Annotated in this window: 22 protein-coding genes and 1 pseudogene; 9 read left to right on the forward strand and 14 right to left on the reverse strand. The window is 37.9% G+C overall.

What is annotated here, in order from left to right; all coding sequences use genetic code 11:
• Positions 1 to 22: 22 nt before the first annotated feature.
• From pheS to H710_RS00760, 6 genes are all read right to left on the reverse strand, one after another.
• A complete protein-coding gene (gene pheS / locus H710_RS00735) occupies positions 23 to 1,108 on the reverse strand; it encodes a phenylalanine--tRNA ligase subunit alpha (RefSeq protein WP_041848951.1) in 1,086 nt (361 codons plus the stop codon).
• 92 nt (positions 1,109 to 1,200) lie between these two features.
• Positions 1,201 to 1,602: a 50S ribosomal protein L20 gene (gene rplT / locus H710_RS00740; RefSeq protein WP_041848952.1), complete on the reverse strand. Its 402-nt coding sequence runs from the start codon at positions 1,600 to 1,602 to the stop codon at positions 1,201 to 1,203.
• 33 nt (positions 1,603 to 1,635) lie between these two features.
• On the reverse strand, positions 1,636 to 1,839 hold the full coding sequence (rpmI, locus tag H710_RS00745) for a 50S ribosomal protein L35 (protein WP_041848953.1): 204 nt from the start codon (positions 1,837 to 1,839) through the stop codon (positions 1,636 to 1,638).
• Positions 1,840 to 1,969: 130 nt separating this feature from the next.
• Positions 1,970 to 2,713 carry an endonuclease III gene (gene nth, locus H710_RS00750; RefSeq protein WP_041848954.1) on the reverse strand — a complete coding sequence of 248 codons (744 nt, stop codon included), beginning with the start codon at positions 2,711 to 2,713 and terminating at the stop codon, positions 1,970 to 1,972.
• A 167-nt stretch (positions 2,714 to 2,880) separates the two neighbouring features.
• On the reverse strand, positions 2,881 to 3,468 hold the full coding sequence (locus H710_RS00755) for a membrane protein (RefSeq protein ID WP_041848955.1): 588 nt from the start codon (positions 3,466 to 3,468) through the stop codon (positions 2,881 to 2,883).
• A gap of 110 nt (positions 3,469 to 3,578) precedes the next feature.
• The gene (locus H710_RS00760) at positions 3,579 to 4,694 is read right to left on the reverse strand and encodes a DNA recombination protein RmuC (protein ID WP_414946099.1); all 1,116 of its coding nucleotides are present in this window, start codon (positions 4,692 to 4,694) and stop codon (positions 3,579 to 3,581) included.
• Positions 4,695 to 4,840: 146 nt separating this feature from the next.
• Here H710_RS00760 and def point away from each other — a divergent pair, with 146 nt between their 5' ends.
• The 3 genes from def to truA are packed head-to-tail and all read left to right on the forward strand — an operon-like array spanning position 4,841 to position 7,046.
• Positions 4,841 to 5,371 carry a peptide deformylase gene (gene def / locus H710_RS00765; RefSeq protein ID WP_041848957.1) on the forward strand — a complete coding sequence of 177 codons (531 nt, stop codon included), beginning with the start codon at positions 4,841 to 4,843 and terminating at the stop codon, positions 5,369 to 5,371.
• Entirely contained in the window at positions 5,372 to 6,301 is a 930-nt protein-coding gene (gene fmt / locus H710_RS00770; protein WP_041848958.1) for a methionyl-tRNA formyltransferase, read from the forward strand.
• Between the two features lies 1 nt (position 6,302).
• On the forward strand, positions 6,303 to 7,046 hold the full coding sequence (truA, locus tag H710_RS00775) for a tRNA pseudouridine(38-40) synthase TruA (RefSeq protein ID WP_041848959.1): 744 nt from the start codon (positions 6,303 to 6,305) through the stop codon (positions 7,044 to 7,046).
• Between the two features lie 32 nt (positions 7,047 to 7,078).
• On the opposite strand, the gene H710_RS00780 is transcribed toward truA, so the two are convergent.
• A complete protein-coding gene (locus H710_RS00780) occupies positions 7,079 to 7,831 on the reverse strand; it encodes an LOG family protein (RefSeq protein ID WP_080772742.1) in 753 nt (250 codons plus the stop codon).
• A 200-nt stretch (positions 7,832 to 8,031) separates the two neighbouring features.
• On the opposite strand from H710_RS00780, the gene dapD reads away from it, so the two are divergent.
• Positions 8,032 to 8,880, forward strand: coding sequence for a 2,3,4,5-tetrahydropyridine-2,6-dicarboxylate N-succinyltransferase (dapD, locus tag H710_RS00785; protein WP_041848960.1), 849 nt, complete (start codon positions 8,032 to 8,034; stop codon positions 8,878 to 8,880).
• 83 nt (positions 8,881 to 8,963) lie between these two features.
• Here dapD and lepA read toward each other — a convergent pair whose 3' ends face one another.
• The 5 genes from lepA to dnaK all read right to left on the reverse strand — a co-directional run bounded on the left by lepA (position 8,964) and on the right by dnaK (position 16,592).
• Positions 8,964 to 10,769, reverse strand: coding sequence for a translation elongation factor 4 (gene lepA, locus H710_RS00790; protein WP_041849189.1), 1,806 nt, complete (start codon positions 10,767 to 10,769; stop codon positions 8,964 to 8,966).
• Positions 10,770 to 10,982: 213 nt separating this feature from the next.
• Positions 10,983 to 11,897: a DMT family transporter gene (locus tag H710_RS00795; RefSeq protein WP_041848961.1), complete on the reverse strand. Its 915-nt coding sequence runs from the start codon at positions 11,895 to 11,897 to the stop codon at positions 10,983 to 10,985.
• A 33-nt stretch (positions 11,898 to 11,930) separates the two neighbouring features.
• Positions 11,931 to 12,836, reverse strand: a complete 906-nt coding sequence (gene argB, locus H710_RS00800; RefSeq protein ID WP_041848962.1) for an acetylglutamate kinase — start codon at positions 12,834 to 12,836, stop codon at positions 11,931 to 11,933.
• 556 nt (positions 12,837 to 13,392) lie between these two features.
• A complete protein-coding gene (gene dnaJ, locus H710_RS00805) occupies positions 13,393 to 14,538 on the reverse strand; it encodes a molecular chaperone DnaJ (RefSeq protein ID WP_041848963.1) in 1,146 nt (381 codons plus the stop codon).
• Positions 14,539 to 14,696: 158 nt separating this feature from the next.
• A complete protein-coding gene (gene dnaK / locus H710_RS00810; protein WP_041848964.1) occupies positions 14,697 to 16,592 on the reverse strand; it encodes a molecular chaperone DnaK in 1,896 nt (631 codons plus the stop codon).
• 726 nt (positions 16,593 to 17,318) lie between these two features.
• Here dnaK and H710_RS00815 point away from each other — a divergent pair.
• From H710_RS00815 to H710_RS00825, 3 genes are all read left to right on the forward strand, one after another.
• Positions 17,319 to 17,837, forward strand: coding sequence for a copper chaperone PCu(A)C (locus tag H710_RS00815; RefSeq protein WP_080772743.1), 519 nt, complete (start codon positions 17,319 to 17,321; stop codon positions 17,835 to 17,837).
• A 611-nt stretch (positions 17,838 to 18,448) separates the two neighbouring features.
• On the forward strand, positions 18,449 to 19,171 hold the full coding sequence (locus tag H710_RS00820; RefSeq protein WP_041848966.1) for a response regulator transcription factor: 723 nt from the start codon (positions 18,449 to 18,451) through the stop codon (positions 19,169 to 19,171).
• 39 nt (positions 19,172 to 19,210) lie between these two features.
• Positions 19,211 to 21,034: a sensor histidine kinase gene (locus H710_RS00825; protein ID WP_041849190.1), complete on the forward strand. Its 1,824-nt coding sequence runs from the start codon at positions 19,211 to 19,213 to the stop codon at positions 21,032 to 21,034.
• A 167-nt stretch (positions 21,035 to 21,201) separates the two neighbouring features.
• Here the strand turns inward: H710_RS00825 and grpE are convergent, their stop codons facing one another.
• Entirely contained in the window at positions 21,202 to 21,870 is a 669-nt protein-coding gene (grpE, locus tag H710_RS00830; RefSeq protein ID WP_041848967.1) for a nucleotide exchange factor GrpE, read from the reverse strand.
• 124 nt (positions 21,871 to 21,994) lie between these two features.
• Positions 21,995 to 22,764 (reverse strand): annotated as a pseudogene (locus tag H710_RS06320) (hypothetical protein); the annotation flags it as partial.
• A 658-nt stretch (positions 22,765 to 23,422) separates the two neighbouring features.
• Here H710_RS06320 and rdgB point away from each other — a divergent pair.
• Positions 23,423 to 24,070, forward strand: coding sequence for an RdgB/HAM1 family non-canonical purine NTP pyrophosphatase (gene rdgB, locus H710_RS00835; RefSeq protein ID WP_041848968.1), 648 nt, complete (start codon positions 23,423 to 23,425; stop codon positions 24,068 to 24,070).
• Positions 24,067 to 25,245 (forward strand): radical SAM family heme chaperone HemW, encoded by a 1,179-nt coding sequence (hemW, locus tag H710_RS00840; RefSeq protein WP_041848969.1) that lies wholly within the window; start codon positions 24,067 to 24,069, stop codon positions 25,243 to 25,245. The genes rdgB and hemW overlap by 4 nt, the downstream gene beginning before the upstream one ends.
• Positions 25,246 to 25,277: the final 32 nt, after the last annotated feature.

The following is a 25,277-nucleotide window of genomic DNA, read 5'->3' on the forward strand; positions in this document are numbered from 1 at the left end:
TCACATGAAAACTGTTACAAGATCACACATTGCCCAAACGAGCAAAAAGGGTGGGTATATCAAAACAGCGAAAGCCATAATGATCTAACCAACGCAGATCAGCATCAAAAAAAGCACGTAAATCAGGCATGCCGTATTTTAACATAGCAATACGATCAATACCCATGCCCCACGCAAATCCTTGATATTCATCTGGGTCAAAACCAACATTCTTTAAAACCTGAGGATGCACCATACCACACCCTAAAATTTCTAACCAATCATGCCCTTCTCCAAATTTCACTTCTGAACCAGAACGATCACATTGAATATCGACTTCCATGGATGGTTCAGTAAAAGGAAAAAAAGACGGACGAAAACGCATCTTCACTGATGACACTTCAAAAAAGGCTTTACAAAAAGTCTCTTGAATCCACATCATCTGGGCAATGTTAGAAGTTTTATCAATCACCAATCCTTCCACTTGATGAAACATCGGTGAATGCGTTGCATCGGAATCCATACGGTAGGTTTTTCCAGGAATAATAATACGTATTGGTGCCTGTTTTTTTTCCATTACGCGAATTTGCACTGGCGATGTATGCGTGCGCAGCACCTTCCGATCCCCTGTTGCATCTTTACCAAAAAAGAAGGTATCATGCATTTCCCGTGCTGGATGACCTTCAGGAAAATTCAACGCAGTAAAATTATAATAATCTGTTTCAATATCTGGCCCCTCTGCAATAGAAAAACCCATATCCGCATAAATAGCTATGAGCTCATCAATAACTTGCGAAATAGGATGGATGCGACCTCGCTCCATAGGTGAAGAGCGAACAGGTAAAGTCACATCCACCATCTCTTGGGAAAGGCGCAAAGCCGTTGCCTGGCGTTTAAAAATATCACGCTTTTGCGCTAATAATTCTAAAACAACTTTTTTTAACCCATTAAGTGCTGGCCCAACTTTATGACGCTCATCAGTGCTCATATTTCCCAATGCTTTTAATCGTTCAGAAATGCTGCCTTTTTTGCCTAACACTGCAATACGTACGGCTTCAAGTTCTTGTTCATTGCACGCAGCTTCTAAAGCTAAAAAAATTTCCTGTTCTAGACGCTCAATATCGCTCATATCCCTGCCTATTATTTCAACAAAAAAAGCCCGCACCAGCAACAACCAGCGCGGGATCCCAAAAATGAATGCTTTAAGAAAACGCGACTAGCTTACTTAACAGCTCCTTCGAAAGCATTAGGCGTTGTATCTTTCAAATATTCTAAAGCCTTCTTTGCAGAAGCTACCAAAGCAGAAAATGCTACAGGTTCATGAATAGCGATATCAGAAAGAACCTTACGGTCAATCTCAATACCAGCTTTCGATAAACCATCAATGAAGCGTCCATACGTCAAACCTTCCATACGAACCGCTGCATTGATCCGCTGAATCCACAGAGCACGGAAGGTACGTTTTCTGTTTTTGCGATCACGGTAAGCATATTGCTTTGAACGATCAACTGCTGCCTTAGCTGCACGAATAGTATTTTTACGACGACCGTAAAAACCTTCAGCCTGCTTTAAAACTTTTTTGTGCTTAGCGTGAGCTGTCACACCTCTTTTTACACGTGCCATGTGATAATCTCCTAAAAATCAAAAACGCAAAGCTTAAAGCCCATTCGGCAAATAACACTGAATGACTTTTTTAGCATCGGGTTCAGCGAGAATCATTGTTCCACGTGCATCACGAATAAACTTATTAGAACGCTTAATCATGCCATGACGCTTACCTGCAGCGGCCACCTTAATTTTACCTGTCGCAGTGATTTTAAACCGCTTCTTAGCGGATGATTTGGTCTTCATTTTGGGCATTTTGCTACTCCATATATCTAAATTTAATCAAGCTGACCAAAGCTTGAATAAGCACTTGAACAGCCACGGCATGCCCTGCCGGGCGGATCGAAATCCTCTTTATAAGCTAGTATATATAAAATAGCAATATCTACTGAAAAAAAACTGGTGCCCCATTGCCTTTAATTTCAACCAAAGGCGCTGGAATTACATTTGTTTTGATTGCTGCTTTGCAAAGATCCGCGATGATGCACTGTGTGCATTGTACTTTACGTGCCTTGCAAATATAACGGCCATGCAAAACAAGCCAATGATGCGCATAACGCATATAACAAGATGGAATAATCTTCTCCAACTTTTCTTCAACCATTTCTGGTTTTGTGCCTGGCGCCAAACCAAGGCGGTTTCCAAGACGAAAAATATGCGTATCTACAGCTATAGTAGGCTGACTAAAAGCAACATTTAAAATGACATTAGCTGTCTTGCGCCCTACACCAGGAAGTGCCATCAGTGCTTCACGATTGTCAGGTACGTGACCACCATATTGATCAATCAAAAGACAGCAAAGTGCATAAATATTGCGAGCTTTTGCACGCCAAAGACCAATGGCACGGATATGATGTGCAATTCCTTTTTCCCCTAATGCAACCATTTTTTCTGGTCTATCAGCAAGACGAAATAATTTTTGCGTCACTTTGTTAACACCAGCATCTGTAGCTTGAGCTGAAAGAACAACAGCTACCAAAAGAGTAAAAACATTGGTATATGTAAGATCACTTTCAGGCGTGGGACGCTGAATAGAAAAGCGACGAAATATTTCTGAAATTTCATCTTCTCTATATAATGTTTTAGTAATGTCTTGCACCTTTAGTGATTTTATTCTTTTTTCAGCCATTGAATTTCTATCGTCTTACTTGGAAATATCACGCACTTTTGCTATCAAAAACTGCACTTAATCTCAGTTATTGCTACATGCATTACTTTTGTCACTCTATAACATTATCGACAGAAAATATGGAAAATTCTCAAAAATACGCAATGATGCAATATTTTCATAATCCTCTAGCGTTGCCCACACACTCTTAATTGCTGATCGTAAAGTATAGCTGTTTTCTCCATATTCTGCGCTGCTCTTATTGCTTTCGCATTTCCAAGACCTCTGCTGCGCACATAAGCACCATGCCCCATATAATAATTTAAGTAAAGATTATAGGCATCATGATGCTTAACACCATTCCGCTGAACACTTTGACGATGATACCAAGCAACAAAATCAGCGGCATCAGAAAAATTAGTACGCCTTGCAAAAGACTGTCCTGTAGAGCGAAGATAGGCTTCCCATGTACCATCAAGCGCTTGTGAATAACCATAAGCTGTTGAAGAGCGCTTCCATGGAATAAAACCCAAAAGTTTCGTACGTGGAGGACGTGCATTATGACGAAAATTTGACTCCATACGAATCGTCGCAAGAATAATGGGCATTGGAATCCCATAACGCGTTTCTGCTTTTTTAGACGCTTTTCTCCAATTTTCAAAAAAACCATCTTTTTGAGCTAGAACAGCGCAAGCATTATTTGTGTGCATAGGAGGTTTTGTTGAACAACCACCCAAAAGAAAAACGTATACTCCCAAAAATAAAAAGCGCCGCATCATTCTTGTTCCTTTTGTCAATCGGTAAAAAGAAGTATCGATACTCAGAAACTCTCATTAACCAATCAAATGATTAAAATATACTTTATTGAGAGCTTTTTTATTCTTCATCAATCGAATGCAATAATTTTCGACTGTGCATGAGTTGTCACCGATGTTGAAAGAGGATCATCCTCCTTTAATTCAAAGGCTTCAATACGGTTAGCACGTTTCATAATTTTCGAAGATGATGTTAAAATCGCCTCAATATCGTCACTTGTTTTGTAAAAATGCTTCTGTAAAGCACGGACACGTACATCCATTCTTTCAAAATCTTCTATCAATTTAGCTACTTCTGACTGAATTAAGTGCGCTTGTTCCCGCATTTTTGCATCTTTCATAATAGTTTGTACAACTTGAACAGATAACATCAACAAAGATGGTGATACAATGATAACATGCGCCCGATTAGCTTTTTGCACCAATGGCTCAAACTCTTCATAAATTGTTGCAAAAATTGATTCCGATGGCACAAAAAGAAAAGCTGTATCATGTGTTTCACCAGGAATTAAATATTTCTGTGCAATATCGCGAATATGGACATCCATATCGGTGCGAAATTGGCGTTCAGCTTCTTGACGTTGTTGAGACGATGAAGCTTTCTGTATTGCATTCCAAGCTTCTAAAGGAAATTTAGCATCAATAACAAGATCTGGTGCCTTATTGGGCATATGAATGAGACAATCTGGTCGCTTTCCATTTGAAAGAATCGCTTGAAAAACATAAGCATTAGCTGGCAAAGCATCAGCAATAATTGCTTCCATCCGTCCCTGACCAAAAATGCCGCGCGTTTGCTTATTATTTAAAATAGCTTGCAATTGAATAACCTGCCCTGTAAGCGATTGAATATTATTTTGCGCTGCATCAATAACTGCTAAACGTTCTTGTAAGCGAGTCAAATTCTCATGAGTAGACTGTGTCTGTACCTGAAGGGTTTGGCCTAAATTGGTTGTCATTCCATTGAGCCTCTCACAAATAGACTGATTCAACTCTACTTGTCTTTGACCAAAGATTTCTGCTATTGTTTGCATACGTCCTTGCATTTCAGCCTGTGTTTTCAGCAACGTAGCCATCTGCATTTGCGTTTCACGAGCACGTTCAGCTACTTCACTTTCCAACAGTGCCTTTTTTCGATAAGAATGTATGATAACAAAGAGTCCTATGCCAATTAATAAAGGCATAGCCATAAATTCACTCCAATGATCACCAGAAGATATGAAAGAAAAAAACGAATCAAACATAAAAAGAAATATAGCGGTTTTATTGTAAAAAAACCTATGAAACAGTTCGATTAAATATTGACCCATTATAAACCATTGATTAAATTATAACCATGCCAATAAAACCTTTAGTTATTTTACCTGACCCCATTCTCCGTGAAATTTCAAAACCTATCGAGCATATTGATTCCACTATTCAAAAACTTGCTGATGACATGTTGGAAACCATGTATAATGCTCAAGGAATTGGCCTTGCTGCGATCCAAATTGGTATCCCGTTGCGTATGTTGGTTATAGATATTGTTGGACCAGATATTCCCAAAGATCCGCTTATTGTTATCAATCCAGAAATCTTATGGTTGTCGAATGAGCGCAATATTTGCAAAGAGGGCTGCCTCTCTATTCCTGGATATTCTGCAAAAGTTGAGCGCCCTAAACGCCTTTGTATTCGTTATAGAAATCGCGAAGGGAAACAAAAAGAAATTGAAGCAGATAATATTTTGGCCACTTGTCTTCAACACGAAATTGATCATTTGAACGGCTGTCTCTTTATTGATCACCTTTCAAAGATTAAACGTAATATGGTGATACGCAAATTTGAAAAACGAGCAAAAGAAAATAATATAAAGAAAGAAATTTTGTAAATGGCATTGCGACTAAGTTTTATGGGAACACCTGATTTTGCTGTTCCTGTTTTACATGCTTTGTTAAACGCAGGTCATGATATTGTAGCTGTTTATAGCCAACCTCCACGCCCAGCAGGACGGCGAGGTCTTCAACTAATTTCTTCACCTGTTCAAAATGCCGCAGAAGCAAAATCCATTCCTGTTTTTACCCCTCAAAGTCTTAAAACAGATGAAGAGCAAGCACGATTTGCAGCCCTATCGATCGATGCTGCTGTCGTTGTTGCTTATGGAATACTTCTACCAAAAGCTATCCTCGAAGCACCACGTTTTGGTTGTTTTAATGCCCATGCTTCATTATTACCACGCTGGCGTGGTGCAGCACCTATTCAGCGTGCAATTATGGCTGGTGACAAAGAAACTGGCATGATGATTATGCAAATGAATGAGGGGCTTGACACAGGACCCATTGCTTTGTCTCGTTCTATTGCTATCACTGAAAATATCACCACGGCTGAACTGTCAGACAAACTTTCACATATGGGAGCAGAACTCATCGTAGAAGCTTTATCTGCTCTTGAAAAAGGTCAACTTACATTGACCCCGCAATCACTCGAAGGCGTATCTTATGCCTCCAAAATTAAAAAAGAAGAAACCCAAATTGATTGGACAAAATCGGCAAAAGTTATTCACAAACATATCTGCGCGCTCTCTCCCTATCCTGGTTGCTGGTGCACAATGACTATCGGTGGCAAGCCAGAACGGGTAAAAATTCTTGGCAGTCGCTTAGTCACAGGAGATTCTCTTGGAATCGGTCGAATAGAAGCTAAACATTTGATTATCCATTGTGGACAAGGACGAATAGAAATAACTCACCTCCAAAGAGCCGGTAGTAGAATTCTTGATAGCACAACATTTTTGCGTGGTGCTAATATTTCTGCAGTTTTCTGATATGGCACGTTTTAAACTTACCCTTGAATATGATGGTTCAAATTACGCTGGCTGGCAACGCCAAGCAGAACTTCGCACCGTACAAGGTGCTGTTGAACAAGCTATTTTTCACTTTAGCGGCCAACAACTTACCATTACGACAGCAGGCAGAACCGATGCTGGTGTACATGCTACCGGGCAAGTTGCTCATGTTGATTTTGAAAAAGACTGGCATGTGAATACGATACATAATGCGCTTAACACTTATTTACGGAAACAAGGCGACAATATTGCTATCTTAAATGTAGAAAATATCCCCGATAGCTTTGATGCGCGATTATCTGCAGTTAAACGTCATTATCTTTTTAAAATTCTCAACCGTCGTGCACCGCCAGCTTTAAATGCCAAACGCGTATGGTGGCTACCGAGACCTCTGAATGCTGATGCGATGCATAAAGCCGCACAAAAACTTGTAGGAAAACATGATTTTACAACTTTCCGATCAGTACACTGCCAAGCTAAAAGTCCTATTCGCACTCTTGAATGTCTAGATGTTCAAAGAGAAGGAGAAGAAATTTTTCTTTATGCACGAGCCCGCTCTTTTCTTCATCATCAAATCCGTTCATTTGCGGGAAGCCTCATGGAAATTGGTATAGGACGCTGGACAGCTCAAGATCTTGAAAAAGCCCTCCATGCTAAAGATCGCGCACGCTGTGGCATGGTTGCACCTTCTTCAGGCCTTTATTTGACACAAGTTGATTATTAGCACATCTTAGAAAATTTATTCTCAAACTGTCATTAAGCAAGCTGATAAAAAGAACGAATTTCTTCAAACGCTTCTGCTGCTGTATTAACAAATGTCAATAAATCTATGTCCGTAGGAGAAATCATTCCTTGTTCAGATAAATAATCAAAATTGATAAGATTTTTCCAAAATTTCTTACCGAACATTAAAATTGGAACCTTTTGCATACGTCTTGTTTGCATAAGAGTTAAAGCTTCAAAAAGCTCATCCAAAGTCCCAAATCCCCCTGGGAAAACAGCCAAAGCTTTCGCCCGTATTAAAAAATGTGTTTTGCGCATTGTCAAATAATGAAAATTAAAACACAAATGCGGAGATACGTAAATATTGGGTATTTGCTCATGAGGTAAAACAACATTCAAACCTATTGTTGGAGCATCAACATCAACAGCACCACGATTTCCCGCTTCCATGACCCCAGGCCCTCCCCCCGTGACAATCACAAATTCGCGATATCCTGTAGTAGCAGAATAGCACGAACATAAACGTGCAAACTCTCTTGCTTCATCATAATATTGTGACATTGTTTGCAAATTTTTCTTTTGCGTTTCATTTTTTGCTGTCCAAGCATCTTGCCCAGGTTCAGGAATTCTAGCCCCACCAAATATAACAACTGTTGATTCAATATCACATTCCTGAAGCACTATTTCTGGCTTTAAAAATTCAAGGCTAATACGTTGTGAACGCAATTCAGGGCGCTTCATAAACTCTTGATCTACATAAGCTAAACGATACGTTAACGAACGCATTTGTGGTGTATTAGACAACTTTATTACCTATTCTTTCATTGTTGCAGATGGAAAAACTCCTTTTTTATCTTTTTTTTATAGCCTTTTCTATACCTTTGTCTTGATCTTGCAGCATTTTTGAATCCTTCTATTGACCACATACACTATAGATCATAATAACACAGATACGATACTTTCAACTTATTTAACGGAACTTTGGTATGACCGATTTGATACAACTTAAAATGATTATTGAAAAAGCATTTAATAATCACGATTCTCTTAACACAGCGACAAAAGGAGAAATCCGTGACAGTGTTGAGCATACCCTAAACATTTTAGATAAAGGTGAAATTCGTGTCGCAGAACGCCAAGAAAACGGCCAATGGCATGTTCATGAATGGTTGAAAAAAGCAGTTCTTATGTCCTTTCGGCTTAATCCTATGCATATAATTTCTGGTGGTGCAAATAAATCATTTTGGTGGGATAAAATACCTTCAAAATTTTCTGGTTGGCAGGAAACTGATTTTAAAAAAGCTAATTTTCGCTCAGTTCCTGGAGCCATTGTACGCCGTTCTGCTTATATAGCATCCAATGTCATCTTGATGCCATCCTTTGTTAATCTTGGTGCTTATGTAGATGAGGGAACGATGATTGATACGTGGGCAACTGTTGGTTCTTGCGCACAAATTGGTAAACATGTTCACCTTTCTGGTGGCGTAGGCATTGGAGGTGTTTTAGAGCCACTACAAGCAAGTCCAACAATTATTGAAGATCATTGTTTTATCGGTGCACGTTCTGAAGTTGTTGAAGGATGTATTATCCGTGAAGGTTCTGTTTTAGGCATGGGAGTCTTTATTGGAAAATCTACAAAAATTATCGACCGATCAACAGGTGAAGTGTTTATAGGTGAAGTGCCAGCTTATTCAGTTGTCGTTCCAGGTTCTCTCCCTGGAAAACCATTACCAAATGGTGAAGCAGGTCCCAACCTTTACTGCGCTGTTATTGTTAAACGAGTTGATCAAAAAACGCGAGAAAAAACATCGATTAATGATCTCTTGCGTGACTAAAAAACCCTCAAATACCTAAGCAATGAGCAGTACAGTAAGCAGTGAACCAATAAGGTAAAAAGGGAATATTTCCTATTTTTTGACTATTTATCCATTTTCAGTGCTTGAATAAAAGCTGACTGCGGAATTGTCACCTTTCCGAACTGGCGCATACGTTTTTTCCCCTCTTTTTGCTTTTCTAACAGTTTGCGTTTACGGGTAACATCACCACCATAACATTTTGCTGTCACATCTTTGCGCAACGCGCGAATTGTTTCACGTGCAATAATTTTACCACCAATGGCTGCTTGAATTGGAATTTGAAAAATATGTTGTGGAATAAGATCTTTTAGTTTTTCACACATAGAACGCCCACGTTTTTCTGCTATGCTGCGGTGTACTAGCATCGACAATGCATCAATCGGTTCTCCATTAATCAAAATAGACATTTTGACCAAATCCCCTTCAGCATAATCTGTCATCTGGTAATCAAAAGAAGCATATCCTTTCGAAAGCGACTTTAAACGGTCATAAAAATCGAACACCACCTCATTTAAGGGTAAATCATAGGTTACCATAGCGCGCGTCCCAACATAGCTCAAACTAACTTGTAACCCACGTCGTTCTTGGCAAAGTGCTAAAACTGATCCCAAATAATCATCAGGTGTCATAATTGTTGCACGAATCCATGGTTCTTCAATGGAAGAAATTTTAACAATATCAGGCATATCAGCTGGATTATGCAATTCCTTAATAGAACCGTTATTCATATTCATGCGATAAACAACTGAAGGCGCTGTCGCAATTAAATCCAAATTAAATTCGCGTTCTAACCGTTCTTGAATAATCTCAAGATGAAGTAACCCCAAAAAGCCACAACGAAAACCAAAACCCAAAGCCGCTGATGTTTCCATCTCAAAAGAAAAGCTAGCGTCATTTAAACGCAACTTTCCCATGGCGATACGTAAATCCTCAAAATGGGCTGCATCAACTGGAAAAAGACCACAAAAAACAACCGGCTGAACAGGTTTAAAACCTGGTAACATTTCTTCACAAGCGCATCGCTCTTCAGTGATTGTATCCCCAACACGTGTATCAGCAACTTCACGAATAGAAGCCGTAATAAAACCAATCTCTCCTGGCCCTAATTCATCAACCTGAATCATTTTTGGAGTAAACACTCCAATCCGTTCAATTGGATATTTTGCGCCTGTACCCATCATGCGGATAATTTGGCCTTTTTTCAAGATACCATCAATCACGCGCACCAAAACAATAACACCAAGATAAGCATCATACCAGCTATCAACCAACATCGCCTTTAAAGGTTTGGTAACATCACCAGTGCTAGGAGGTGGCAATTGCATTACAATTGCTTCTAAGACATCAATAACCCCTAAACCTGTCTTTGCTGATATTTCTACTGCTTCAGATGCATCAATGCCGATCACATCTTCGATTTGCTTTTTCACACGCTCAGGTTCTGCAGCAGGAAGATCCACCTTATTGAGAACAACAACTAACTCATGATTCTTATCAATAGCTTGGTAAACATTTGCTAACGTTTGTGCTTCCACCCCTTGGCTAGCATCCACCACCAGCAATGACCCCTCACAAGCTGCCAATGAACGTGATACTTCATAAGCAAAATCAACATGGCCAGGTGTATCAATAAGATTTAAGATGTATATTTCACCATTTTTTGCTTCATAGTGCAAGCGTACTGTTTGCGCTTTAATCGTAATGCCACGTTCACGCTCAATATCCATAGAATCAAGGACTTGATCTTTCATCTCTCGTGTCTCAAGGCCTCCTGTCATTTGAATTAAACGATCAGCCAAAGTTGATTTTCCGTGGTCAATGTGAGCCACAATGGAGAAATTACGGATATAATTACGATCTATTGTCATAGAGGGCGATTTAGCAAAGAATAACACAAAACGCAAAGACCAATTAAATCCCTCTTAAGAGCCTTGCAAAAAATATCAAAAAAATTCACTAATAAAATTGCCTTATTTTAACTTTTTACTCTTTATTAGAGCTTATAGATCTTTTAAAATGTCATACACTGACTTTTTTCAGGAAACATCATCGTACAAAAGAATAACCTAAAAACAAGAAACCTAATCGATCTTTTTGACCATTTTATCTTTTTTACACCATTGTGAAGGTTGTAACTCTGATACTATGATCCCAATCAGAATAAGCAAACCACCTAATAAAGCAGAAGCAGATAAACGCTCACCCGCTAAACGCCCAACAATACCAGCCCACACAGGTTCGCCTGCATAAATAAGTGTTGCACGAGTAGGCGAAATAGATTTCTGTGCCCAATTCATTGTTAATTGAATCACTGCACTCATAAGAGCTAACGCTATACCTATACTGAACCACACCCATGAAAATTCAGGAATAGTTTCATCCATCAAAGGCATACAGAAAAATGAAAAAAGACCTCCAAAAAATAACTGTACAACCGTTATACGCCGACTATCTACTCTTCCTGCGAAAAAACCTATCAGAATAATTTCTACAGCAATTGCTATAGCTCCTAACAGAGTAAGAATTTCGCCTATTGAAAAATTAATACCTTGTATTCCTTGCCCAGAAACAAGCATAAGCCCGACAAAAGCGAAAAGAATACCCACCCACCTCGCTACATGTGGGTTTTTTTTAAAAAAAATCCATTGCAATACTGGTACCACCGGCACATAAAGCGCCGTAATAAAAGCTGACTGACTACTGATAATCGTCTGAAGCCCTGCTGTTTGTAAAACATAACCAAGAAACATTCCCAGACCAATACACATACCAGCAAAAATTTCATAAATGGTTATGCCTTTCATCGATCGCCAAAAAATCATCCCAGAGATAAGTGCCGCAACCATAAAACGAAATCCTACAAAAAAAAGAGGACCGCTATAACGTACCGCAATATGAATGATTAAAAATGTAACACCCCAAAGCATTGTTGCGGCACACAAAGCTAATTCTTGCTTACTTAATAAAGGGTATTCAAACTGTTTTATTCTGACCATGAAAAGCTCCACCCTTAAACTTACCCTTACATATTACAAAACGATAAGCGTTCCAGCTCCATGCTCGGTAAATAACTCCAACAAAACAGGATGGGAGGTTTTGCCATTCAAAACAACCACACCTTCTACACCATTTTGAATAGCTTTAATACAGGTTTCAACTTTTGGAATCATACCACCTGAAATTGTTCCATCTTTGATGAGATTTTTAGCTTCAGCAATTGTTAATTCTTTTAAAACCTTCCCCTCTTTATCCAGAACACCAGGCACATCTGTTAAAAACAAAAGGCGTTTAGCTTCCAAAGCTCCAGCAATTGCTCCTGCAAAAATATCAGCATTAATATTATAAGTTTTGCCATCACGGCCCGGAGCGATAGGAGCAATAACCGGAATCATTTCAGAACACGCTAAAAAATCTAGCAATGTTCGATCAATTTCAACAGGCTCACCAACAAATCCCAAGTCTAGAACACGTTCACTATTCGAATTAGGATCGATTACCGTTTTATGCACCTTTTCAGCAAAAACCATATTACCATCCTTGCCGCAAAGTCCAATCGCCCATTCACCTTCAGCATTAATAAGCGCTACAATTTCTTTATTAATTGATCCTGCCAAAACCATTTCAACGACTTCAACGATCTTTTCATCCGTCACGCGTAAACCACTTTCAAACCGTGATTCGATCCCCATTTTCTTTAAAGTTTCAGCAATTCGTGGACCACCACCATGAACGACAATAGGATTAACGCCAGATTGCTTCAATAAAGCAATATCACGTGCAAACGCCTGCCCTAAAGCGAGATTGCCCATAGCATGTCCGCCATATTTTATAACGACCGTTTCATTTTCATATTTTTGCATATAAGGTAAAGCAGATGACAAAAATGCCGCTTGTTTTTCCAAAACATCTACATCATTATTTGCAACATTATCCATCAAAAGAACCTCTTTATTATTTTTTCCTTCTCTTAAAGGAATTTAGGAAAATAAAAACAGATTTTAAAATAAACTTCTCTTTACTCAACCTACGACAATCATCAATTTTTCCTTAAAGCCGTTCCCTAAACACTCTTGAGATCAGACACAAGAAATTTCTTTCTTCATACTAATTGATACTGAAGAACTTTCAGGAAATATAGAATATCACTATCCGATAATCTTTTATAAGCAAAAAATACGAAAGAATTTTGGAGAAACAGTGCACAATTAGCAAACGAATATGCACCATATAATACGAAATATATGATACCGAGCATTCATTGTTGCGCTTATTCAATTAACTCATGCTATTTGCAAATCCCCCAACATACTCTATGACATCTCCTATTAAATAATATAGTCAAGCGTTTTTATATTTTCTGTTCCCCACTTAAAAATTTAATGACTTTTTTGAAGAAAAATTTGCTTGTCTATTTGATAGAATATTCTGACAAATCTTTTTTCAATCACTATTGTGTATTTTTTATCACTTTCCTAAATTCACATAGATTCATTAATGCTGACTAGAAATATTTTCAAAAAATTCTTTCATACGCGAAAAAAAACCATGTGATTGTGGTGAATTTTCATGATTTGAAAGCTTATCAAATTGTTGTAACAATTCGCGTTGCTCTTGCGTCAATTTCTGTGGTGTCTCAATGGTAATATGAATGTAAAGATCACCTCTTGCCTGTTGGCGCAATATAGGCATTCCTTTACCTTTAAGGCGGAATTGACGTCCATTTTGTGTTCCTTCTGGGACTTTAACCCGTGATTGAATACCTTCAAGATCAGCAACCTCAAACTCTCCTCCTAAAGCAGCTGTAGTCATTGAAATAGGAACGCGGCAATGAAGATCTGCTCCATCTCGTTGAAAAAATTCATGCGGCTTAATGGAAAGAAAAATATACAAATCACCCGCAGGGCCACCACGACTACCTGGATCACCTTCACCAGAAAGACGAATACGAGTCCCATCTTCAATACCCACTGGAACACTCACACGCAACGAACGTGTTTTTTCCACGCGCCTTGTCCCATGACATTTCAAACACGGATCTGTAATAATTTCGCCACGACCATGGCATTTTGAACATGTCCGTTCAATAGAAAAAAATCCCTGCGCAGCGCGTACACGTCCAGTTCCATGGCAAATTCCACAAGTTTGTGGCTCATAACCTTTTTTTGCACCTGATCCTTCACAAGCATCACACATAATCAAACTTGGAATATTAATTTGCACAGTTTTTCCTGCAAAGGCTTCTTCCAATGTCACTTCCATATTATAACTTAGATCCGCACCACGTTCACGGCCATTACTCCGTTTCCGGTGCCCACCCCCCATAACTTCGCCAAAGAAATCTTCAAAAATATCAGCAAACCCACCACTTGCAGAAAATCCACTGCCAAATGGGCTAGCTCCTCCACGACTATTGTTGTCAAAAGCCGCATGACCAAACCTATCATATGCAGCCCGCTTCTGAGGATCTTTCAGAATTTCATAAGCTTCACCAATTTCCTTGAATTTCTGTTCTGCTTCTTTATCCCCTGGATTACGATCAGGATGATATTGCATTGCAAGTTTGCGAAAAGCAGATTTCAGCTTTTTATCATCACATTCACGTGTTACGCCAAGAACTGCATAATAATCGACTTTCATCATATATTCCTGATAAATTTTCCGTTATTCATTTCATGAATAATATTTGTTTCAATGTATATTTCATCAGCAACAGAATGACAACTGCTCCCCAACAATAAGCCCAGCCTGTGAAACATGAGGCTGGGCTTATTAACCTATCAATCCATTGGTTTCAACTATTTCTTTTTATCATCAATTTCTTCGAAATCAGCATCAACTACATCATCATTTGTTGAACCTACTGTAGAATCAGCCTCTGCAGATGCATTAGAAGCCTCATACATAGCTTGTCCGAGCTTCATACTGACTTCTGCTAATTTCTGCATTTTTGCTTTCACTTCTTCAGAATTGTCCCCATCAAGAACAGCTTTCAAATCTGCTATTGCTGCTTCAATCTGACCTTTATCTTCAGCCAATACCTTATCGCCATATTCAGTTAATGACTTTTCAGTTGAATGAATGAGGGCTTCTGCCTGATTTTTGGCTTCAACACTTTCACGACGCTTTTTATCCTCAGCAGCGTGTGATTCTGCATCTTTAACCATATTTTCAATATCAGCATCACTTAAACCGCCTGATGCCTGAATACGAATCTGATGCTCCTTACCAGTGCCTTTATCCTTAGCCGAAACATTCACAATACCATTTGCGTCAATATCAAAAGTAACCTCAATTTGAGGAACGCCACGCGGTGCTGGTGGAATACCAACAAGGTCAAATTGAGCCAATAATTTGTTATCATTGGCCATTTCGCGTTCACCTTGGAAAACACGAATAGTTACTGCATTCTGATTGTCATCAGCTGTCGAAAAAGTTTGAGATTTCTTAGTCGGAATAGTGGTATTACGTTCAATTAAACGTGTAAATACCCCTCCTAACGTTTCAATACCTAAAGAGAGAGGCGTAACATCCAGAAGCAAAACATCTTTTACGTCACCCTGCAAAACTCCACCCTGAATTGCTGCACCCATAGCTACAACTTCATCAGGATTGACGCCCTTGTGGGGATCTTTACCGAAGAAGTTTTGCACTACTTCTTGAATCTTAGGCATGCGAGTCATACCACCCACCAAAACAACCTCGTCAATCTCACCAGCGCGTAATCCTGCATCTTTCAATGCAGCTTTACAAGGTTTGATCGTGCGCTGAACCAAATCGTCAACGAGAGATTCAAATTTTGCTCGGGTTAATTTCATCGTTAAGTGCTTAGGACCAGACTGATCAGCAGTTATAAACGGCAAATTAACTTCAGTTTGCTGTGAAGAAGAAAGCTCAATCTTTGCTTTTTCTGCTGCTTCTTTCAAACGCTGTAAAGCCAATTTATCATTTTTGAGATCAATTCCTTGTTCTTTCTTAAACTCATCGGCAAAATAGCTCACCAAGCACATGTCAAAATCTTCACCACCTAAGAACGTATCCCCATTGGTTGACTTAACCTCAAAAACACCATCTCCAATTTCAAGCACAGAAATATCAAACGTACCACCACCAAGATCGTACACAGCAATAGTTTTGCCATCCTTCTTATCCAAACCATAAGCCAAAGCAGCAGCTGTAGGCTCATTGATGATTCGTAACACTTCAAGCCCAGCAATTTTACCGGCATCTTTGGTCGCCTGACGCTGTGCATCATTGAAATAAGCAGGAACAGTAATAACAGCTTGCTCAACCTTTTCACCAAGATAAGATTCTGCTGTTTCTTTCATCTTTTGCAAAATCATTGCTGAAATTTGCGATGGAGAATATTTTTTACCGTTTTCTTCAACCCATGCGTCACCATTGTCACCTTTAACAATTTTGTAAGGTACAAGCGCTTTATCTTTCTCAACCATGGGATCATCAAAGCGGCGTCCAATCAAACGCTTAACTGCAAAAACTGTTCCCTCAGGATTAGTAACTGCCTGTCGTTTAGCAGGTTGCCCCACAAGTCGTTCACCGCTATCAGTAAAAGCAACAACAGAAGGTGTTGTCCGTGCTCCTTCTGAATTTTCAATAACCTTTGCATTTTTGCCATCCATGACAGCAACACAAGAGTTGGTCGTCCCCAAATCAATACCAATTACTTTTGCCATATTTTAATCTCCATTCAGCAAGCTGTCTAAATCTTTATCAAGCATCTTTCCAAGACAGCTCCTTATTATTCAACGCTCATATTTGACTCCAAATCACATACAACAATTTGAGAATCACAACGAGTCTTTTTTGGTATATAAGAACAGCCTTTCATCCCTACAAGAGAATAACAAAAGAAACATTCCTAAAATGAAAATTTTCTTTTAAAATAAGTATTTCTACTGCTTTAAACACCATAGATACAGATATTATATCATATCTTACCTTAAATTTTCACGAAAATGTAAATACATCATAAGTATTGAAAAAATAAAACTATTATTTAGTTTTTTATTTGTATTTTATATTTCAAAATTACAAAAAATATTTAAATAATACCTTTATTAAAGTATATTTTTAAAACAATAAAATTATAAAAATATTATATATATTTATAATTTATACTAATCAACAATCTTTATATTCATTAATTAATAAATACAGAAAATTCTGCATTTATTGTAGTATTAAACACACATTTTTAAGAAAAAATGAACTGCCTATTCTTAATGAATTTTCTTAACTATTTTAATTTTTTAAGCCAATATAATTTGAACAATACCATCTTTCATGCTTATATAATCAAAGGCTTAGTTCAAAATACAAGAAAGCATTGATGAAAGTAAGTTCAATGCATAAGGATTCAGTCAACTACAACATTTATTGTTTGCAGAATGGAAAATTTTATGTCTACACCGATTGCTCACGCACAATATGCACTCAAAAAGTTTATCACCAATATTGGGTGTATTGTTCTTATCTCTGTTTTTGTAACTTTACCCATAACCGCAAACGCTCACCAGTATAAAACTGGTGATATAGAAATCGTGCATCCTTGGATACGTGCAACGTTAAAGGGGACAAAAATCAGCAGTGGTTATTTTCACATTATTAACCACGGAAATACCCCCGATCGACTCATCTCTGTTGAAACAAATGGAGTAAAAACAACAGAAATTCACTCTATAGCAATTAATAATGATATTATGCAAATGAAACACCTTACCAATGGTATTGAAATTCCAGGATCTGGCGAAATTAAACTGAAACCTGGTGGTGATCATATAATGTTCATAGGACTTTCACAACCATTCCAAAAAGGTGACAAAATTAACGCAAAGCTGACATTTGAAAAAGCTGGTGTCATTGATATTTACTTTAATGTAGATGCTTCATATAATTATCCACCCCCTATGACACACTGAAAAATATAGGAAAATTCTATATTCTCCCTTGGCTTAAGCATAGATTAAAATGAGCAGTTTACTATTATAAAAAAGCTTGTTCACTGATTTGTTAAGCTTGGGCACATTTCAGACATGCACAAAATTTTTCTAAGATCAAGTTTCGTCAAGAAAATTTAATGTAAAGCTCTCATATTCAAAATTGTCTCTTTCAGTTTAATGATTGGCCAAAATCAACCATTTTAACAAAATAAAAACCCATTCATCTTCTTTCATGGGATGGTGACCTTTTGGTCTTATCATCACAATACTTTCTCTCACTATTTTTAATATATAGGTAGATTTTATCAACTTGAACTTATTGAAAATAATTCCATCTACTTCTTAGATGAAAACTACGGTAAATTTCGACAAGAAAACATCACAATAGAATTTTCTAATTTGTACAGGAATCTTAAATTAGCAAAAAACATTACAAATTTGCAAAATAAAATAGCTTTTCACTGTGAAAATAAAAGACTTTTGACTCTGCCACAATTTGCACCATATTTGTTTTGCAAAAAAAATGTAAATCTCCATATAATTTAATGTGGTCAACGTCTTATTAAAGAAACAGAGAGGTTCAAAAAACCATGAAGAATACTCCAACAGTCACCCAAACGATTGTACTTGTTGATGATGACCGCAATATTTTGACATCCTTATCTTTTGCACTTGAAACAGAAGGGTATCACGTTGAAAGCTACACAAATGGAGTATCTGCACTTAAATCTTTAACACTGCATCCTCCACATTTGGCTATTTTTGATATTAAAATGCCACGTATGGACGGTATGGAACTTCTGCGTCGACTACGCCAAAAATCTGATATTCCAGTTATCTTTCTTACCTCTAAAGATGATGAAATCGACGAACTTTTTGGCCTCAAAATGGGAGCGGATGATTTTATTACCAAACCCTTCTCTCAACGTCTTCTCATCGAGAGAGTCAAAGCTATTTTGCGCCGTTTCAACATTCGTAACCAACCGGTACCAACAGGTGTATCCCCTACCTCTTCCTTTAAACGAGGAGACCTGGTAATGGATCAAGAACGCCACACCTGCACATGGAAAGATAGACCTGTCATCTTAACGGTCACAGAATTTTTGATTCTTCAAACTTTAGCACAACGTCCAGGAGTAGTTAAAAGTCGTGATGCTTTAATGGATGCGGCCTATAACGATCAAGTCTATGTAGATGATCGCACTATCGATAGTCACATTAAGCGTTTACGTAAAAAATTTAAACAAGTGGATGATGATTTTGCAATGATTGAAACACTTTATGGTGTAGGTTATCGTTTTCATGAAGTGTAAAACCATTTCACTGAAAAAGCTTGCATAACAATGAAACTAATGAAAAAGAATATTCAGCCAAGTACTCTTACAAATGAAACGCTAAGTGTTCTTCCTCCAACACGCTTTTTTATACTAGTTGATTTACATCAGCGAATACAGCACCTTTTTAAAAAATTATTTCTTTCCAGCCTTACACGCCGTATTGTCATTTTAAACCTTGCTGCTCTTGGTATCCTGGTTACAAGTATTTTATATCTTAATCAATTTCGTGATGGTTTAATTGAAGCGAAAATTGAAAGTTTGCGTACTCAAGGGGAAATTATTGCTGGAGCTATCGCTGCTTCTGCAACAATAGATACAAATTCTATTTTAATTGATCCTCAAAAGCTTCTAGAGTTACAAATTGGAGAAAGTGTTGCTCCAACACCTCAATCAACAGATACTTGGGATTTCCCTATTAATCCTGAACAAATTGTACCATTGTTACGCCGACTCATCGCACCCGAAACAACAAGAGCGCGTATCTATGACCGTGATGCTACTTTGCTTCTTGATTCACGCGTTCTTTATTCTAGTGGCAAAGTTTTCAGCTATGATTTACCACCTATTGAAACCAAAAAAACCTTATGGAAATCTCTATGTTCATGGTTTTCAAATACACTTTATGGCAATGGTCTTGCCCTTGATAGAGAGCAAGCCAAAAGTTACATCGATATCCACCCGGAAGTTTACCAAGCATTAAATGGCTCTTCCGCAACCGCTAAACGACGTAACAGACAAGGCCAATTAATCGTTTCAGTTGCTGTTCCTGTTCAGCGTTATCGTGCAGTCGTGGGTGCTCTTCTTCTTTCAACCCTTGGTTCAGATATTGATGATATCGTAAAAGGTGAAAGACTCATAATTTTTAAAGTTTTTGCGATCGTTGGGAGTGTTCTTTTAGTACTTTCTCTATTTTTAGCGCATACAATTGCTCATCCATTGAGCAAACTATCTGCTTCTGCCAATCGTGTACGTTATGGTAACAACAAACGAGTAGAAATTCCTGATTTTTCCGAACGTGAAGATGAAATTGGTCATCTTTCAACCTCTATACGTGATATGACAAATGCTCTTTACATGCGCATTGAAGCCATTGAACGTTTTGCTGCAGATGTGAGCCATGAGCTAAAAAATCCTCTCACTTCGCTACAAAGCGCTATCGAGACGCTACCACTGACCAAAAATAAAGCAACACAGGAAACATTGCTTAAAATTATTCAACATGATATCCGCCGTCTTGATCGTTTAATTACTGATATTTCTGATGCTTCGCGGTTAGATGCAGAACTTGCTCGTGAAACTGCACAAACCGTTGATATGAATCTACTTTTAGAAAATCTCATTTACGCTGTTCGTGAAGTATATTCTAGTCAACAAACAATCGATATCAATCTTAATATCGTCCCCCGTCCTCATAATAAGCATTATTTTGTTTTAGGACATGAATTACGGTTAAGTCAGGTTATTTCTAATCTCCTTGCGAATGCACGTTCCTTCGTTCCTCATGATAACGGAAAAATCTGGATTACTATGACAGCTAAAGTTTCCACTCTTATTTTAACAGTTGAAGATAATGGTCCTGGTATTAGTTCAGAGAATATTGATCATATTTTTGAACGTTTTTATACTGACCGACCAAATGAAGACACATTTGGACAAAATTCAGGACTGGGTCTTTTTATTAGTCGGCAAATTATTGAAGCTCATAATGGAACACTCACCGCTGAAAATATTATTGATCCCACCCTTGAAAATAGCAAAATTGGTGCACGATTTATCATTATGCTTCCCCTTGCAAAGGTAAATTCTCTAAGCGAAGCAAAAAACAGAACAACAAGGTGAAAAACTACACCACATTCCTTTCAACGGGAAGAGAAAAGTCTATCAGCAGGGCAAGCTTCTACGCGACCCCTCTAAAATTTATCAACTATCAAAATAAACACCCTTAATAGCATAAAAGTCAACACCAATGCAGCTTCACACTAAAAATGCTTTATTTATTGATATTTTTATGCTGAATTGGCCTCAGTAGAATTTTCTTTAGGCCCCCCCTTAGCCACACCAACCATTGCTGGGCGCAAAACACGCTCACCAATGATATAACCGGCTTGAACAACCTGCTGTACAGTATTATCTGGAACATCAGAATTGGAAATTTCAAACATTGCCTGATGAAAATTAGGATCAAATCTTTGCCCTTCTGGACAAATTTTCTTAACTCCATGATGTTCTAAAGCGGCCATCATCGCACGTTCAGTCATTTCCACACCTTCAGCTAACATTTTTAAATTTATATCACTTTCACGTGCATCCGTTGGAATAGCTTCTAAAGCACGATTAAGATTATCAGAGACAGACAACATATCACGAGCAAAATTGGCAATTGAATAAATTTTTGCATCAGCTACATCACGTATCGTACGACGTCGAAGATTTTCCATATCTGCAGCAAGACGCAAAAGTTGATCCTTCAGCTCTTTATTTTCATCCTGTAAAGTGGCTAAAAGATCCGTAGACTCATTTCCTTCTTCTTCAATGTCTGTGCACACCTCTTCTTTTCCTTTGTGCATTTTTAAAAGCTCATCAGCAGCCTGTTTAAGGGTATCATGATCAGCTGGATTTTTTAAATCGCAATTTTCAAATGAAGCGTCAGTAAATTTGTTTTTTTCATCAAACATAAAAGTTGCATTCCTTTATAAGGTTTATTGCTCTTGATATCGAAATTTTGTCATCAAAAATCAAGAAGTATTTGTGCATCTCAACACGAATGAATATCTATCAACAAAATGTCTAACACATACACTAACGCAGTAAAGACATAAACTGAGCTATATAATTAACTATAGGCACAATGCTTCACAATTAAGCCGTTTTGACCCCACTAACGCTTAGAGCACCCACCCTTGCTCGTGCATCACAATAAGACATTACCACTAAACGAAGAATCAGAAAGTGAAAATAACTTATTTTCTAAATTAATAAAAATACGCGCTCCTAAACCGTCATCTGCCAAATTAAGGAGCTATGCCATACTTTCACGTATTTCAAAATCATCAAATAAATATCTCAACCGCTCTAAATCCTCTTCTTGCCTTTATGTACTCAAGCAAATTGCTCTGCCTACAAACGATACAATGCATTTTATGATCTGCCTCTTGTCCTCCCTAAAGAATTAACCCGGTCTCAACAAAATGATGAAACAATTCATCAAGAGCTGCCCGTGTTTTTTAAGCATGAGCACGCCAATTTTTATTTTAGCTTCACTGGAGTGTATGACCCTGAATGTGGACATTGAGAAAATTTTTTGCTTTCGTTAATTGTGCATAACCAACTTCTTTGATGTATGTATCAATATTTTCGCGCTCTTCAATGGGTAAATCATTCACTTCCGTAAATGCATCAACAAAAATCGTAATCCTGATTGTGTTGGCATTTATCCTACAAATACATGAGGTGATAGATTAAACTCAGATGCTCAAAACCACTTACCGCATTACGAATCGTCGCAGACGATAAGGTTTTTGTAAAAGTTGTGAAAAATTACGCAATCCTACAGGTTCACCATCATTAAGATAAACTTCAAACACTATGAAAAATATCAAGAGAACGCTCATCAAATCCTTTTAATTTATCAGCAATAGATGTTTATTTTACCACTCTTGCGTCACCGTTGAAAAATATCTTCCTCTTACATAATTTTTTCTAAAATCTAGTTACCTAAATCAGTCTGAGAAACATATTATACATTAGTATTGTAAAAGTACCATTGCCAAGAAAAAAGTAATTTATGTATTTTTTCAATCACTACTCTTTAATCAAACTCAAACACTTGCTTTTGAATGATATATCAAAAAATTTGCAAAGGAATAACATTTATAAAATTTTATAATGTTCACATTTTATAACTGTTTGCACTCCGTCGCAAACACAGAAAATATATGCTCCACAACAAAATCTTTAAAAATCCTTTTGATACAAAATTCTTACGATTTCTACAAAAAATACCCGTTATTGATTTTAATTATAATAATTTATAAACATCAAACCGACTAACGCTGATATGACAGTATATAAAACTCTTGTAAATGTTAAGGAAACTACTAAAGATGAGCTTTCAGTAACGCTACATTTTTCATTTTATCAAACTGGTATTGCCAAGCGTTTTACCCTGTCAAAACAAACCTCTTTACTCAAATAAACAATGAATTCCTCATTTTAGGAGAAATGGGCATGAGAAGTATAATTGGTAAAAAACTCGTCATTGCTACACATAATACCGGTAAATTACACGAAATCACCACATTAGTTGCCCCTTGCAATTTAACAATACAATCAGCAGCAGAGCTTAACCTCCCTGAACCAAAAGAAACAGGAACAACATTCGAAGAAAATGCTTATATCAAAGCCTTTGCAGCTGCAAAAGCCACAGGACTTCCTGCTCTCTCTGATGATTCAGGCATGGAAATTGATGCGCTAGACAAGGCCCCAGGAGTTTATACAGCTAATTGGGCTATGCAACCCGATGGTACGCGTGATTTTTCAAAAGCTATGCAAAAAGTAGAAAATGAACTGCAAAAAATCGGAGCCGTTGAAAAAAATCAAAGAAAAGGCCGATTTGTATCTGTCATCTGTGTTGCATGGCCTGACGGCTATGCGGATTATTTTCGTGGTAGCATTGATGGCACATTCATTTGGCCACCACGCGGAAATAACGGTTTTGGCTTTGATCCCATTTTTTTACCAGATGGGTATGACAATAGCTTTGGAGAAATGTCAACAGAGCAAAAACATGGTTGGCAACTCAATAATGAGATACCTCTTTCACATCGCGCACGTGCTTTCAAGCTTTTTGCAGAGAGTCTTTTGGTAGTTTCATGATTGAACCTTTTGGTATTTACATCCATTGGCCCTTTTGTACTGCTAAATGTCCTTATTGTGATTTCAATTCACACGTTCGCGTCAAGGGTGTAAATCAACCACGTTTTGTCAAAGCTTTTGAACGCGAAATGACAACACAATATCATGAGATAGGCCCACGTCATATTACCAGTATTTTTATCGGAGGAGGCACTCCTTCCCTGATGACTCCTTACACAGTCGATGCCTTATTACAATCTGTTGCCAAAAACTGGACAATTGATGATAAAATCGAAATTACCCTTGAAGCCAATCCTTCCAGTGTGGAAGCAGAGCGCTTTCATGGCTACCGTACAGCAGGAGTTAACCGTTTATCTTTAGGTGTACAAGCACTCAATGATAAAGCACTGCAACAACTTGGCCGTCTCCACGATGTTAAACAGGCCCTTCATGCTATTAATTTAGCACGCAAAATCTTTCCACGTCTCTCCTTTGATCTTATTTATGCTCGCCCTGAGCAAACGCTCAAACAATGGAAAGATGAACTTCTAAAAGCCATTGATCTGGCAGCAGACCATCTTTCCCTTTATCAACTCACCATTGAAAAAGGAACCACCTTTAAGCGGCTTCATGCTGAAGGAAAACTTATCCTCCCCGAGCCAGAATTAGCAGCAGACCTTTATAATTTTACTCAAGAAATAACGACACTGCACGGCCTTCCAGCCTATGAAATTTCAAATCATGCAATTTCTGGTGCAGAATCGCGTCATAATCTTCTTTATTGGCGTTATCACGAATATGCAGGTTTTGGCCCAGGTGCACATGGACGCTTTACGAAACATTCCCTTACCCTTTCAGAAAGGCCTTCATCTCAACAGACACGTCATGTGACAATTAATGAAAAACATCCCGAACGTTGGCTCAAATTGGTAGACACACAGGGTCATGGTTGCATTGAAACAGAAGAATTAACAGGAGAGCAGCAAGCTGATGAAATGCTGCTTATGGGTTTGCGTCTTTCAGAAGGCTTTGATCTTACACGTTATGAAACTTTAAGCACCAAAAGCATATCATCAGAAAAACTCACTAATTTACAACAACAAGGATTAATAGAAATGATTGATAACCAGCGCTTAAAAGTGACGAAGACAGGGCGCATCCTGCTTGACCATATCATCAGCCAACTCGCTCATTAAAATTTCCAAAATTGCAGCCTACCATTCATTGT

Origin of the sequence: Bartonella bacilliformis Ver097 (genome assembly GCF_000709795.1) — a bacterium.
GTDB classification, from domain to species: domain Bacteria; phylum Pseudomonadota; class Alphaproteobacteria; order Rhizobiales; family Rhizobiaceae; genus Bartonella; species Bartonella bacilliformis_A.